This is a genomic window from Nostoc sp. ATCC 53789 (assembly GCF_009873495.1).
GTDB classification, from domain to species: domain Bacteria; phylum Cyanobacteriota; class Cyanobacteriia; order Cyanobacteriales; family Nostocaceae; genus Nostoc; species Nostoc muscorum_A.
This window is the reverse complement of the sequence record NZ_CP046703.1, coordinates 6,637,132-6,650,856: the sequence shown is the minus strand read 5'-3', so window position 1 is coordinate 6,650,856 and position 13,725 is coordinate 6,637,132. Positions and strand designations below refer to the sequence as shown.

Annotated in this window: 10 protein-coding genes; 1 reads left to right on the top strand and 9 read right to left on the bottom strand. The window is 39.4% G+C overall.

Annotation, left to right across the window (positions count from 1 at the left end):
• Positions 1 to 71: 71 nt before the first annotated feature.
• The 9 genes from GJB62_RS27550 to GJB62_RS27510 form a co-directional block, all read right to left on the bottom strand.
• On the bottom strand, positions 72 to 923 hold the full coding sequence (locus tag GJB62_RS27550; protein ID WP_114082317.1) for a phytanoyl-CoA dioxygenase: 852 nt from the start codon (positions 921 to 923) through the stop codon (positions 72 to 74).
• Positions 924 to 972: 49 nt separating this feature from the next.
• Positions 973 to 1,980, bottom strand: a complete 1,008-nt coding sequence (locus GJB62_RS27545; RefSeq protein WP_114082318.1) for a glycosyltransferase family 2 protein — start codon at positions 1,978 to 1,980, stop codon at positions 973 to 975.
• A gap of 199 nt (positions 1,981 to 2,179) precedes the next feature.
• The gene (locus GJB62_RS27540) at positions 2,180 to 3,448 is read right to left on the bottom strand and encodes a class I SAM-dependent methyltransferase (protein ID WP_114082319.1); all 1,269 of its coding nucleotides are present in this window, start codon (positions 3,446 to 3,448) and stop codon (positions 2,180 to 2,182) included.
• A 110-nt stretch (positions 3,449 to 3,558) separates the two neighbouring features.
• Positions 3,559 to 4,587, bottom strand: a complete 1,029-nt coding sequence (locus tag GJB62_RS27535; RefSeq protein WP_114082320.1) for an SDR family oxidoreductase — start codon at positions 4,585 to 4,587, stop codon at positions 3,559 to 3,561.
• Positions 4,588 to 5,030: 443 nt separating this feature from the next.
• A complete protein-coding gene (gene lhgO / locus GJB62_RS27530; protein ID WP_012407826.1) occupies positions 5,031 to 6,245 on the bottom strand; it encodes an L-2-hydroxyglutarate oxidase in 1,215 nt (404 codons plus the stop codon).
• A 152-nt stretch (positions 6,246 to 6,397) separates the two neighbouring features.
• Entirely contained in the window at positions 6,398 to 7,171 is a 774-nt protein-coding gene (gene rfbF / locus GJB62_RS27525; RefSeq protein WP_114082321.1) for a glucose-1-phosphate cytidylyltransferase, read from the bottom strand.
• Positions 7,172 to 7,519: 348 nt separating this feature from the next.
• A complete protein-coding gene (locus GJB62_RS27520; protein WP_114082322.1) occupies positions 7,520 to 9,688 on the bottom strand; it encodes a tetratricopeptide repeat protein in 2,169 nt (722 codons plus the stop codon).
• A 56-nt stretch (positions 9,689 to 9,744) separates the two neighbouring features.
• Complete coding sequence (locus GJB62_RS27515) at positions 9,745 to 10,527, bottom strand: PP2C family serine/threonine-protein phosphatase (RefSeq protein WP_114082358.1); 783 nt, start codon at positions 10,525 to 10,527, stop codon at positions 9,745 to 9,747.
• Between the two features lie 50 nt (positions 10,528 to 10,577).
• Positions 10,578 to 11,252, bottom strand: a complete 675-nt coding sequence (locus GJB62_RS27510; RefSeq protein WP_114082323.1) for a VWA domain-containing protein — start codon at positions 11,250 to 11,252, stop codon at positions 10,578 to 10,580.
• A 751-nt stretch (positions 11,253 to 12,003) separates the two neighbouring features.
• Here GJB62_RS27510 and GJB62_RS27505 point away from each other — a divergent pair.
• Positions 12,004 to 13,389, top strand: a complete 1,386-nt coding sequence (locus GJB62_RS27505; protein ID WP_114082325.1) for a response regulator — start codon at positions 12,004 to 12,006, stop codon at positions 13,387 to 13,389.
• The last annotated feature ends 336 nt before the right edge of the window (positions 13,390 to 13,725 follow it).

Below are 13,725 nucleotides of genomic sequence, written 5' to 3'. Positions count from 1 at the left end.
CTAGCTTTACGTGAAACTCATTCTCTTTCTCTGTGTTCTCTGCGCCTCTGCGGTTAATTAAATTTACGTTTTTAATTCGAAACTTTAACTGCATCTGATGCAGACTGTAACTCTACTCTGGGATAAGTATCATCCCAGTATTGGGTGCAGAGGTCTGGCCGTTCAGGAGGATTAGCGGTGTAACAAAAGAATAGTGTTGAGCGGTCTTCTGTACGAACTGTGCCGTGATGTAAGGCATTTTTCGTATCTACAATAATGACTGTACCTGCTGGCCCTGGGCAGGATTTCCAAGCTGATTTGGGGATGACTGGCTTTACTTGTTCATCATCGATACCCATATAGCCTGACTTCCAAAGTTTGTAGTAAAGTCGAAAATAATTCCAACTAAATAAGGAAGTTAGAGAGCGGGGGATGTATTGAAAAGGCCCAGTTTTTTCTTCTACATCATTCAAGTAAATAATGATTTTGATAATCCGTCGGTCTTCTGCATCACTATGCCATAGTAGTGTCCCAAACTGATATTTGCTCTTGAAATCTTTGCGTAAATGTACACCATGAAAAGCAATAGGAAGACCGATATAATTTTCGATGATGTTGAGTAGCCTTTTCTCTACCCCCCAGGCATAAAATTCTGGTAAACCTGTAACTGTATAAATTTGTGGCAACCTTTCATCTAGATGCTCATTGGTGGGATTTTCCATCTGAAGCAATTGATGGTGAGCAGCTTTGAGCAGTTCGGAGCTAGAGTCGAACCCTAAATCTGCCAAATTGGTGACGCAAACACCATCTTTTTTGAGAGTCTTAAGGATGTTGCGATCGCTTCCTGCTAATGCTGGCAGATTTTTGCTATGCTTCCAACGAGCTAGGTAATATTCAAAGTCAGATGAGAGTGTAGCTATTTTGCGTTTAATCGCGTCGAACATGGCGCAAATCCTTCTCTTATTGATATATAGTTGTTAGTAATTAGGTAGTTTATGGCTTATAGGTACGTACTTCTTCAGTAGATATTTCGCTTGATTCTGCTAAACCAAATTCTTTAGAAACCATCATATCAAAAGCACATAAGCTGACTAAAGCCAAAAATGGAACTACTGTTTTGATGGCGGACATCGGCCATCTTCTTAAAGCACCCAAGAAAACTTTTAAGTTGACTTCTTTACCATTCTGCAAAAGCATCCGCCTACAAAATTGTTTAGAATATCCACTTTGCTCTAATTTCAAAATCACTTCGGGGATGTGTTTGTATTGCATTAACAGTGCTGATTGTGGTTCTTTCTGCCAATAACTGACACCAACAATACATTCTAAAAAAGTCTCTTTAGTGACAATTACACTCCCATTAGCAGCACAATATCCGGCTAAATATGCTAAAGATATCCAGTTATTCTCAGCATCTTGCCAATCTTGTAGAGCGCGTTTTACTAAGTCAGTGCGATAGACTGTAGCAGTCAGAAAAATGACTGCACCGACACTTTTTGAAAAACAATGTTCAAATATGGCTTTACCATCACCCTTACCATCTTCACTATCAACATCAAACCAGCGATTTCCAACTATTTTTGGTGGATGAACTGGTTCACCAGTAATTTGGTTACGACCGGAAAAGTTGAGGAACAATAATGATAAATCTTCGTGTTGTCTGAGTTTGCTAATTACATAAGCAATTGCTCTATCTTGAATTGGGTCATCATCGCCAATTGTCCAAACATATTTTGTTGTTGTAGACTTTAGGCAATACATAATATTTTTAACTACGCCTAAATTCTTTAAATTCTTATTTGATTTAAATGTAATATTGTTAAGTATCGCTTGCCATTTTTGGATTACCTCTTGAGTATTATCTGTTGAACAATTATCAGATACTAAAATCTCACATTCATCTTCAAAACCTTTGATAGCTTGAGCTAACCATGTTAGCTGTTTATCAAGTAATCTGGCACGATTATAAGTGGGTATGGCAATAGTCAGGAGTTTATTCATATTAAGCTTAAATCTATAGTTAAGAGGCTACTAGCAACAGCTTGTTTATTAACAAGCTGCTTTTAAGTTGATTTTTTGATATTTAACAACAAAAGCTTTATAAAACTACGCCTTTTAATTACTTTTTACCTATTCTCTATGCTCATATTGAAAACAATAAAATAGTAATAAAAGGCGCTTTTTGGGTTATATTTAGTAATTACGACGCTATTAAAAGCCTATCCGGAATAGGAGACGGATAGATTTTTACTTCAGGAATTGGTACAACGAACTGTCCACCCCACTCGCCAATAAATGCCATTTGCTCCATAATTTCCTCTTTGAGATTCCAAGGTAAAATTAGGACATAATCTGGTTTAGTTTCGCGGATTTTGTCTGGTTCAAAGATGGGAATATGAGTCCCAGGCAAAAATAAGTCTTGTTTGTAAGGGTTGCAATCGACTGTGTAATCGATAAAATCTTTCCCAATCCCACAGTAATTAAGCAATGTATTGCCTTTGGCTGGTGCGCCATAACCAACAATTGATTTCCCCTCTGCTTTTGCACCCAAAAGGAAATTTAATAGCTTATGCTTTGTTTGTTTGACTTTTTCACCAAATGTAATATAAGTCTCTATCCGATGCAGTCCAGCAGCAATTTCTTTTGCTTTTAGATGGCTAACTCGGTCACTGATGTTAGGACTATCAGCATCGTCATGTTTGGCATAAATTCTTAGTGAACCGCCATGAGTTGATAATTCTTCCACATCAAAAAGTTGCAAATTGTGTGCTGCAAAAATCTTTTCGATAGTCAGAAATGAGAAGTAAGAAAAATGCTCGTGATAAATAGTATCAAATTGATTTTGTTGAATCAATTGCAAAATGTGAGGAAACTCCATCGTCAAAATACCATTCGGTTTGAGGATGAGTTTCATTCCAGCGATGAAATCATTTAAATCTGGTACATGAGCTAAAACATTATTGCCTATCAAAAGATCGGCTAGTTTTCCTTGTATCACAAGTTCTTTGGCAGTCTCAACCCCAAAAAACTTGTTGATACTAGGAATACCTCTATCTTGAGCTATCTTAGCTATATTTGCGGCTGGTTCTATTCCTAAAACTGGGATTCCCTTTTCTACAAAATATTGCAGTAGGTAGCCATCGTTGCTGGCAATCTCAATAACTTGATTATGATGATTAAAGCCAAATTTCTCTATCATCATATCGGTGTAAGCTTTGACGTGTTTTAGCCAACTTACTGAGTAAGAAGAAAAGTAAGCGTAATCGCTAAAAATATGATCGGGAGTTTCAAATTGTTCTAATTGAACTAAAAGAGTGTCTTCAGAGACATAAGCATGGAGTGGATAAAATTTTTCGGCATGATTTAGCTGTTCTGCTGTCAGATAAGCATTGGCTAAAGGTGACATTCCTAAATCAATAAAGGTTTGGTGCAGAGGTTGACCACTGAAACGACATTTTGCATTCGTCATATTTTTCAACTCACTGATTGCAAATAATTTGATGGATGAAATAAGTCCGAACCAAATATTGTTGATTCGGAAACTTGGATTATTTCTTCTTTGCTGATAGGCAACTCTATCTACTTTTTATTCCAGAAGAAATCTTTGTCAATTTGCTCGGTACGGATTAGATACTCTAGCTGTTTTAAGCGAGTAAATCCTCTAAATAAGAAAGTGTCTTCTGCCATATCTATTTGACTAAATAAATCAAATAGCTGCTGGGCACCAAGTCGGGCATTCCAATCACATTTAAATCCGGGGAGAATTGTGTTGATTTTCTCGAAGGATACCCGATAGCTGCGGTTATCTGAGCCATTGTCACCAAAGGACAATTTACAATCTGGGAAAATATCAGCAATAATTTCCGCGATTTCTTTGACACGATAGTTGTTTGCTGTGTCTCCCACGTTGAAGATTTGGTTATGTACAATATCTCGTGGTGCTTCTAAAGCACAGACTATTGCTTTGCAAATATCCAGTGCGTGGACTAATGGCCGCCAAGGCGTACCATCACTGGTCATTTTGATTTGTTTGCTAGTCCATGCCAACCCAGCTAAGTTGTTTAAAACAATATCAAAGCGCATTCTGGGAGAAGCACCAAAGGCTGTGGCATTCCGCATAAAGGTGGGAGAGAAATCATCGTCAGCTAGTGGTGTGACATCCCGTTCTACTAGAGTTTTGCACTCTGCGTAGGCTGTTTGGGGATTAATTGGGGATTCTTCTGTAACATCACCTGCGGTAGCAACACCGTAGACACTGCACGAAGACATATATACAAACCGACGCACACCCATAGCCTTAGCTAGGCTAGCGAGACGAACTGAACCTATATGATTAATTTCGTAGGTAATATTGGGTGCTAATTGTCCGGCTGGGTCGTTAGAAAGTTCCGCCATGTGAACTATTGCTTCAACACCTTCCAAATCATCAGGGGTGATGTTGCGGATATCTTTGTTAAGAGTTTTAGGTGTTACGCCATTAGCGTTGTATAGCCAACCAACTTTATAGAAGCCGGTATCTAGACCGATAACTTCATGTCCACGTTCAATTAACAGAGGCGGTAATAATGAACCTAGATAGCCTTCTGTTCCAGTTACTAATATTTTCATTGTGGTTAACACCTTTGTATTGATGAGTTAAATTTTTCGTTTAGTAGGGATGCACAGATATGCGTCCTAAAGGGTGTTGCATCCAAGAGAGAACCGCTATATTTTTCGTTTGTATGCAATATTTGACCTCTCTCCAAACCTCTCTCCTCTTAGGAGAGAGGCTTTGAATCTTGCTCCCATTCCCTTGTAGGGAAGGGGTTGGGGGTTAAGTCATTGGACTCAACCCAGAAACGCTATATATAACTCGGCTAACAGTCATTACATAGTTTGCCGACTTACCTATTGGGTAACAGCACTCTATAGCGGTTCTTAATTGATGCACTACACTTTTTTCTTGTGAGATAGGTATCTTACCCGTCTCTTATATTTCCAGGCTGGAAAAGATGCCCACTATACAAGATTCATCCTTTTATTCAGCAGCCCGGAAGTAATAACAATGTTATCTATGCAGTTACTGCAATATCTAGATGCGAGGGTTGGGGAATTTCTGCTACAAGCGCTTTGCCGATTTCTAGAGAAGATGTGGCAGCTGGAGAAGGAGCATTGCAAACATGGATGGAGTTTTGACCGGAAACAATCAAAAAGTCGTCTACAAGTTTGCCGTCGTTCATTAAGGCTTGAGCGCGAACTCCTGCGTGGGTGGGAACTAAGTCTTCTGCTTGGACTTCGGGAATTAGTTTTTGCAAACTTCTGGTGAAGGCTGCTTTACTAAAGGAACGAATGATTTCTTGGATGCCTTCATCAGCGTGTTTGGCTGCCAATTTCCAGAAACCTGGATAGGTGACGACTTCAAGAAAATCTCGTAAATCAAAGTCGGTTTTTTTGTAACCTTCGCGTTTGAGGGATAGAACCGCGTTTGGCCCTGCGTGAACGCTACCATCAATCATCCGGGTAAAGTGGACACCCAGGAAGGGAAAATCGGGATTGGGAACTGGATAAATTAGTGTCTTGACGAGATAGCGTTTTTCTGGGGTGAGTTCGTAGTATTCTCCCCGAAATGGGACGATTTTGGCTTGAGGTTCAACTTTACCTAATTTGGCGGTGCGATCGCTATGCAATCCCGTACAATTAATTACAAAGCGGGTTGCAAAGTTGCCTTTGTTTGTTTCTAGTACCTGATTTTTACCACTTGGCGAGATTTTCAGAACTTTTGTATTGAGATGCAAATCTCCACCCTGTTGTTGAATTAGCTGGGCATATTTCAAACAAACTTGCTTGTAATTAACAATCCCAGTTGAGAATACCCGAAGCCCACCTACGCATTTTACGTGAGGTTCAATTTCCCTGACTTCTTCGGGGCTGATTCTCTTAACTTCTATACCATTGTCTAAGCCGCGTTGGTAGAGATTTTCTAGACGTGGTAGTTCTTGTTCTTCTGTCGCAACAATGACTTTACCACAAACTTCATGTTCTATTCCATGCTCTTGGCAAAACTCTACCATAGAGCGAGAACCATCACGACAAAATTTAGCTTTGAAACTCCCTGGTTTGTAGTAAATACCAGAATGAATTACCCCGCTATTATTGCCGGTTTGGTGAAATGCCCATTGGCTCTCTTTTTCTAGTACTAAAATACGCGCATTGGGATAGCGTTTTCCTAAAGCCAATGCTGTAGAGAGTCCAACTATTCCCCCACCTATAATCGCAAAATCATACATTAGTATTATCGCACTTAAAATTACAGTAAATTTATTTGTCATTAGTCATTTGTCATTAGTCATTAGTCATTAGTCATTTAACTTCTGACTCCTGACTTTTGACTCCTGAATTCTGAATTCTGACTCCTGACTCCTGACTCCTGACTTTCTTTCTACCATGCCTTCCAAGGAGCCTGATTGTTTTTCCATAGCCCCTCTAGATAGTTTTTATCGCGTAAAGTATCCATCGGTTGCCAAAAACCATCATGTTTAAAAGCAGATAGTTGTTCCATATCAGCTAGCTTTTCTAATGGCTCTTGCTCCCATACTGTAGAGTCATCAGCAATCAAATTGATTACTTCTGGTTCTAACACAAAATAACCGCCATTAATCCAAGCTCCATCACCTTCAGGTTTTTCCCGAAAGCTGGTAATTTTAGTTTGCTCATATCCCAAAGAAATGGCTCCAAAACGTCCAGCTGGTTGAACCGCAGTGAGGGTTCCTAATGTATTTTGCTCTTTGTGAAACTTCACTAGCTCGGTGATATTAATATTACTTACACCATCACCATAAGTAAAGCAAAAGGTATCATTCCCAAGATGTTCTCTGATTCGCTTTAAGCGTCCACCTGTCATGGTATTATCACCCGTATTGACTAAGGTAACACGCCAGGGTTCTGCATAACCAGAATGCACGTTCATCTGGTTAAATCGCATATCAAAGGTAACATCTGACATGTGTAAGAAGTAGTTAGCAAAATACTCCTTAATTATGTAACCTTTGTAACCGCAACAAATTATGAAGTCATTAATGCCGTGGGCGGAGTAAGTCTTCATTATGTGCCAGAGAATTGGCTTACCACCAATCTCAACCATCGGCTTGGGTCTGATACTAGTTTCTTCACTGAGGCGTGTACCAAGACCACCAGCCAAAATCACCGCTTTCATGCAATTACCTCGGAGATTTGTAGGGATATTATTTTATTTGACTTTTCGACATGAAGAGGATGCACTTAGATAGAGAAAAATTGATTTCTGATTTGTTTTTCTCCGTCAATAATCTAACTGTAATTTCCCCCGAAATTATAAAGGAAAGATAAATTAACATCTTTTCTATATAAAAGCTCTATGAATATCTATAAACATGAGATTGAAGAAAAATTCTGTTCGATAAATTACTTAATTAAATAAAAATATTACCAAATAAATAACTAGGGTTAGCTTGTACTAACCCTAGTTAGGCTTGATTTCTCCAATCAAAACCGATAGTATGCGAGTAAAAAAACTTACTTGTTTTTAGTTAGTTTTTTCCAAATTACTTGAGCTTTGAAATAAAGGATCGCATTTGTTTTCTACGACTACACATAAGTTACTGAGTGCTTGCTGATAATTATCCATATCATCTTGCTCAAGAAACATTTTGGCAGATGCCTGTACATCTTCGATCGCTTTCGCCTGATTTTTGTTAGATTCACTACCACCATATTGTGCTAGTTCATAACGAACCATACCTCGTTTGAGATATACTTTTGCTAATTTAGGGCTTAGGGTTAATGCTTGGTCAAAGTCAGCGATCGCTTGATTGTATTCTTGTTCATAATTGCTGCTATATTGAGCAATTTGATAATAGACAACACCTCGCTGAAAATAAGCTTCTGCTTTCGATACATTACGTTTTATGACTTGAGTAAAATCTGCGATCGCTCTTTTGTAAGCTTGTTGAGATTCACCGCTATATTTAGCCATTTGGGTGCGGACAATTCCCCGTCTGATATAAGCTTCAATTTCGTTCTTATCCAGACCAATGGCTCGATTATAGTCTGCGACCGCTAGGTTATACTCTGCATCAGGATCGTTGCTATATTCGGCGAGCATATAGCGGGCATTACCCCGATTCACCAGGGCTTTGGTTTGATTGGGATTGATTTTAAGAGCTTGACTATAATCTGTAACTGCTCCTTCGTAGTCTTTGAGGTTATAGCGGGCATTGCCCCGATTTACAATTGCTGTGGTATGTGTTGGTTGTTGTTCAATTGCTTCGGTTAAGCTGGCAATTGCTTTTTCGTAATCTCGGTCTTTGTAAGCAGTTTGACTCTGCTGATAGTAATCAGCGAAGCTGAGTTTATTAATTGTCTGGCGAGACTTCAATGTTTGTTGAGTGTAAGAATTTTGGGAAACCAACGGCTGAGTAAATTTAATCATTACGTCGGCATATCCCAATAAACCGAAACCCAGTAAACAACAAATAACCGGGTACAATTTTGACTTCTTGGAACGTTTATAAGATGAACCACTTGGGGTAATTACTGGCTGCCAATAATTACCTAAGTGCGGTGACATACTGCGCTGGGGAAAATGCGGTGTCTGGGTGTAGCGCTTTTTGGCTTTGATTCGCGGTTGGAGATGTTCTCTCGCTTCTATGGCCCGATGTGATGGGAAGGGGTCGCGTCCGCCTAATCGCACGGTACGTTCACACCACGGACAGCTACGCATGTGGTTGTTGTAGCGATGCTGGGGATTTGTGGTGCAGGTAATTAAGGAATCTTCGGCTTCAGCGATGGCTGAGAGCCAAGTCTGGGCATTGGGACGCAACTGTGGGTTGTTGTGACCGTCTTCAAAACAACGGACAAATAGTTCTTGTAGGCTGGGATGAAGAATTTCCCAAGGGGGCGCAATGGGGGTAGGTAGGTAGGGTACGTACCGCTTTTGGCTATAAGTGAAATGCCCCGATGCAATGCGGGCTTCGTAGGGCGGTGGCTCAATAGAGCCTTGAAAAATCCCCGAAAATGGGTGAGTGCCTTCCATTAAGAGTTGGAATACCAGCACTGCTAACCCAAATAAATCGTGAGAAATTTCGCGATCGTGTTGGGCAAAAGTTTTATTCTGTAGTTCTGGTGGCGTAAACTCTGGTTTCCCGACTGGGCAGCGATAAACAACATTGCTGTTGGGGTCGAGTACTTGGAAAGAGTCTGTGTCTATCAAAGTCACTAGTGCGGTGTCACTGACGAGGATATTTGACTCGTTCACATCACCTATACAATATCCACTAGCGTGCAAAGCGGCAAAAGCTGCCGCCAAGTTACGAGCCGTGCGGAGCAGGTACTGATAGTTGAATAGGGGACAGTGTTGACGACGGGTTCTGGGGTTGTAAAAGTCGATGATTGGACGCATCCCCTGAATCCGTGGCATCAAAAAGCCCAAGATGCTATTTTTGCCATCTGGTGTCCGCAATAAATCCTCTGGCCAAGCGATAGAGATATGACCCAAACTAGCTGTCGGGTTTTCTGGCGGGTTGGCAAGCATCGCCTGTAATTTATCGGCATGGGCTGTAGTTGGCTTGTGGTAAATCTTCGCCACCAAGTCATTATCAGATGGCACTGCATAAACACAAGCTTCACCGCCACGCCCCAAACTGACATTGAGGCTGAGGATTTCTTTTCTAGGGGAACAACGTAGTACCTGCATAATGAAATTACCGCTAACGGAAGTTATTTAAGATGTGAAACCTGTAAATTGATTGCTCATGAGTCGTTGAATGCAGCTATAATGAGTGTCAAATCATCATCAGTGCGTTGTGTAATTCGGTCTGAGCGTAAAAACTTTACTAACTGCTCCTTCGCTTCTGTCTTATCTTCGGTATTAGCTACAAATTCAAACAGTGGAAAAAAGAATGGTTTGTGAGGCTCTCCAACAACCATATTCAAAGCCAGCATTTGTAGTCCGTCGGTGATGATACCAACATTAACTATGTCGGTGCGCCATAATCTCATCTGCGCTGTATCTAAGGCCGTAGGAGAAGTTAAAAAAGTGGTTTCGTTGATGTACTCGCCGCTATCAGGTATAGTTAGAGCGAGGAGATTGCCAGTGCTATCTTTTGCCACTGCCAAACCATCACCTATTTGCACTACAGCTACAACTTCTGGTGTGGCAACCATCATAATTAAGGTAGTTGCTAGGTCTTGAGGTTGTTTGTCACAAGTAGCCGCTTCAGCCTCCACAGCTTTTTTGGCAGCTAGTATGGCATCATTTAAGAGCGATCGCACAAACGCATCATCACTCAAAACTTTTTGGGTGATTCCTCTGCTAGAAATGCTTTCTATTGCTGTCTCCACAGCAATCATCGCTCCCACTTTCCCAAGGCTAGCAGAACCCGCGCCATCTGCTGCGGCTGCCACCAAAACATTATCAGACAATATTTGCCAGTGATGAGCATCCTGACATAACTGCTTGTTTTTTAAGTGACTTGTACCACATACCGACGCAGCCACAATCCGCCATTGAGCAATCTGTTTTGATATTTTCATAGATTTTTTTTCAACAGCTCGCTGTCTCAACATCAAGCTGCGATTTTTAATTAAACAGTCCCCCAACCAATCGGCGGTAGTGCTACCTGTTCGTCTACCTGCGAATGAGAAACAGCTGACATACTAGTTGATAGCCAGACAAACATCTCGATGAAGTTTAGTCCTTTGAGTTTCAAAGGTGTACGTACAGTTATTTGATTTAAACGTGTCATATTCGCATTTTCTACACCAACTGTAAAGAATGCTACACGCTTGTTCGCTTCATCTCCCTGTAAGCGCACAGATGCTTGCTCCACTACATTCTCTAACTCACCTTGGGGTTCTCCATCGGTAATCATGAATACCCAAGGACGATAGTAAGCAATCCCATTGGTACGATACTGAGATTTCCGCTCTTGAATTATATCCAAAGCTTTATGAATGCCTGCACCCATTGTAGTCAAGCCCTGTGCCGTTAAAATGGGCGGATTAAATTGATCGGCAGTCACAAAGTCTTGTACTACATTGACATTACTATCAAAAGTAACGATCGCCACTTCTACACGTCTTGCGGCTAAGGAATTTTTGACTAATTCATCCTTTAAACTGAGCAAACCTTGATTTAAAGCCTCAATCGGATCTCCTTGCATTGAGCCAGATGTATCTAGTAAAAGTACACAAGGACAACGTGGTTCTGGGTTCTCAGCAAATTCTACTACTTCATCAAGTCTTAATGTATCATGCATAACTTTTTGTGTTATGTTAAAGTTCAAAGCTTTATTTCCTTTTTGTCCGAGTATATAATTTCAGCCGTCGAGGTCACTACAGAATATAGTATCTAGTGGTAGATGCTCTAATCTTTATTAAACAAATTATTTTCATGAAGTTCTCAATATATTTTTTAAGAAAAACTTGAGTACAGCTTAGTTTAGCAAAAAAGAGTTTATCAAAACCCAGTGTTACCTGTTGTAATGTATCTACCAAAAATTTATATCCATTAAACCTACAGTACAATAAATACGTAAACTTTCCCAGATAAGTTTTTAAAGATTTTATGTAGAAGAATTTTTCCTTTACAGAAAAATTATTAACCATAATTAATATCTTTAGCTCCAGAAGTATACCAGCGTAACTGCTTTAACGTGGAATCAAATTTACCTGATTTTTGTGAGTAGGCATAAATAAACGTCATTACTAAGGTCTTAAGGTAAGAGTTGTCAGGAGTTGGTAAAATCCAGAATTAACCAATATTTACTGATAGGCTAGCTATGATAAATGTTTCTCTTTATTCATACCTACTTGTGGTTTGAGACAAATTAGGTAAAAAGTACCAAATGTAACAAATAAGTTATAAAACTTATAATTTTTAAAATATATACATATTTTAAAAGGAATAACTTGTCCGTAGATAAATATTACAAAGAAGAGAAGACTTTATCGTTGATATTTTCAATCTACAAATGTTCAGTTGTTGATTCCGCAAGAAACTTAAAAAATATGAATAACTCAGGTGCATTCACCAAACTACGTCCTCTAAGTTTGTTAAGACAGTTATCCAATTGCTTTGATAGTACTTGTTTACAAGCATTAAGTAACTCAGTTCGTTGGTCAATTTACTTAGAACAGGGCAAAATAACTTACGCGACTCATTCAGTAGAACCTTTTGATCGACTAGAACGCCATTTGCGCCGCCTCAGCCACCAAATTCCCTTGCTTACTAGCGAGGTGCGGGTTCAAGTCCGTCTGATGTTTGAACCTGACTCACACAATCAGTTACTCGAATATGACAGCAATTCCAGAAGCCACCCTCCTGAATATCAGGCGATATCCTGGCTTGTTAGTCAACAACATCTACATTCTACACAAGCAGTAGTGCTGATTCAAGAATTAGTTAAAGAGGTGATTGAATCATTTTTGCTCATTAAAGAAGGTACTTATGAATTAACAGAACCGCTTGAGAGAATGCCAAGAATTTGTAGGCTAGATGTAGAAAAAATTCTAGAACGTTGTCAAGGAAGATTACAGAATTGGCAAGCTTTTGTTCCGCAAATCTCTTCTCCATATCAACGTCCATATCTGTTGATTAACAGCAAAATCGAGGAAAAAGATTTACCAAAACTTCAGCCAGATTTGATTAATTGGATGAAGGGTTTCAGCTTGTGTCATCTGGCAACAATTTTGAATCAAGATGAAATTCAATTAGCCCGCAATTTATACCCTTACATACTTAATGGTGCGATTATCTTGCATGAACCCGATCCACCATTTGATAAGTTACCAAAGCTATTTGAAGAGCAATCGCTTTTCTCAAAATTAATTCCAGAGATAGAGAACACCACAAAAGAGCTAAATAGCAGCATCAACTCTTACCCTGATATTGCTGAAGAGAATATATCTCCTGTTCCACGATTACCACAGATTTCTCTTCCTCCCCAAGAAAAATTTCAGGAACCAACACTATCAAATAACATAAATCCTGCTTCCCAAAAAGTAACAGCTGCTACTGTAACGGCACAAAAAGTCCACAAAATCGTTTCTGTAGATGATAGCCCCACAATTCTCAAAGAAATTAGCCGTTTCTTAGAAAATGAAAATTTTTCTGTAGTGACTATTAACGATCCAGTAAAAGCCGTTTTATCAATTATAAGGCACAAACCAGACTTAATTTTGTTGGATTTAAATATGCTAGGAATAGATGGTTATGAGTTGTGCCGGATTATACGAAATAATTCGATATTTCAAAAAACTCCCATTATTTTTGTGACTGGGAATAAAGGAATTGTAGATAAAGTAAAAGCCAAATTGGTTGGAGCATCTGGATATCTAACTAAACCATTTACTCGCGCAGAATTACTTAAAATAGTCTTCATGCATTTGACTTAAATTAACCACAAAATCTAATAATGATGAGCTAGTAAGGATAAATATGGCTACAGTTTTGGTTGTTGAAGAGGCATTACGAGAGTATGTGCAACGTCGAAAGCAACTGAAAATTCTAGAGCTATTTGGCATGATTGAATATGACGATGATTATGACTACAAGTAACATTATCGGAGTGGATGAAAGTTAACGAACCGCAGAGGCGCAGAGAACGCGGAGAGAATAAAGAGGGATTTTTATATCACAAAACTTGTCAGCATGTTTTTAATGATGTGCAATGGCTTACTAGGGGCGATCGCATAAAATGTAAAGATAAAGCAAAAAAGCGATATTGTTCT

Excerpts from the sequence above, each read along its gene's own strand:
- GJB62_RS27550 (WP_114082317.1), bottom strand. The coding sequence starts at position 923 with ATGTTCGACGCGATTAAACGCAAAATAGCTACACTCTCATCTGACTTT.
- GJB62_RS27510 (WP_114082323.1), bottom strand. The coding sequence starts at position 11,252 with ATGCATGATACATTAAGACTTGATGAAGTAGTAGAATTTGCTGAGAAC.
- GJB62_RS27535 (WP_114082320.1), bottom strand. The coding sequence starts at position 4,587 with ATGAAAATATTAGTAACTGGAACAGAAGGCTATCTAGGTTCATTATTA.
- GJB62_RS27545 (WP_114082318.1), bottom strand. The coding sequence starts at position 1,980 with ATGAATAAACTCCTGACTATTGCCATACCCACTTATAATCGTGCCAGA.
- GJB62_RS27505 (WP_114082325.1), top strand. The coding sequence starts at position 12,004 with ATGAATAACTCAGGTGCATTCACCAAACTACGTCCTCTAAGTTTGTTA.
- rfbF (WP_114082321.1), bottom strand. The coding sequence starts at position 7,171 with ATGAAAGCGGTGATTTTGGCTGGTGGTCTTGGTACACGCCTCAGTGAA.
- GJB62_RS27515 (WP_114082358.1), bottom strand. The coding sequence starts at position 10,527 with ATGAAAATATCAAAACAGATTGCTCAATGGCGGATTGTGGCTGCGTCG.
- GJB62_RS27540 (WP_114082319.1), bottom strand. The coding sequence starts at position 3,448 with ATGACGAATGCAAAATGTCGTTTCAGTGGTCAACCTCTGCACCAAACC.
- GJB62_RS27520 (WP_114082322.1), bottom strand. The coding sequence starts at position 9,688 with ATGCAGGTACTACGTTGTTCCCCTAGAAAAGAAATCCTCAGCCTCAAT.
- lhgO (WP_012407826.1), bottom strand. The coding sequence starts at position 6,245 with ATGTATGATTTTGCGATTATAGGTGGGGGAATAGTTGGACTCTCTACA.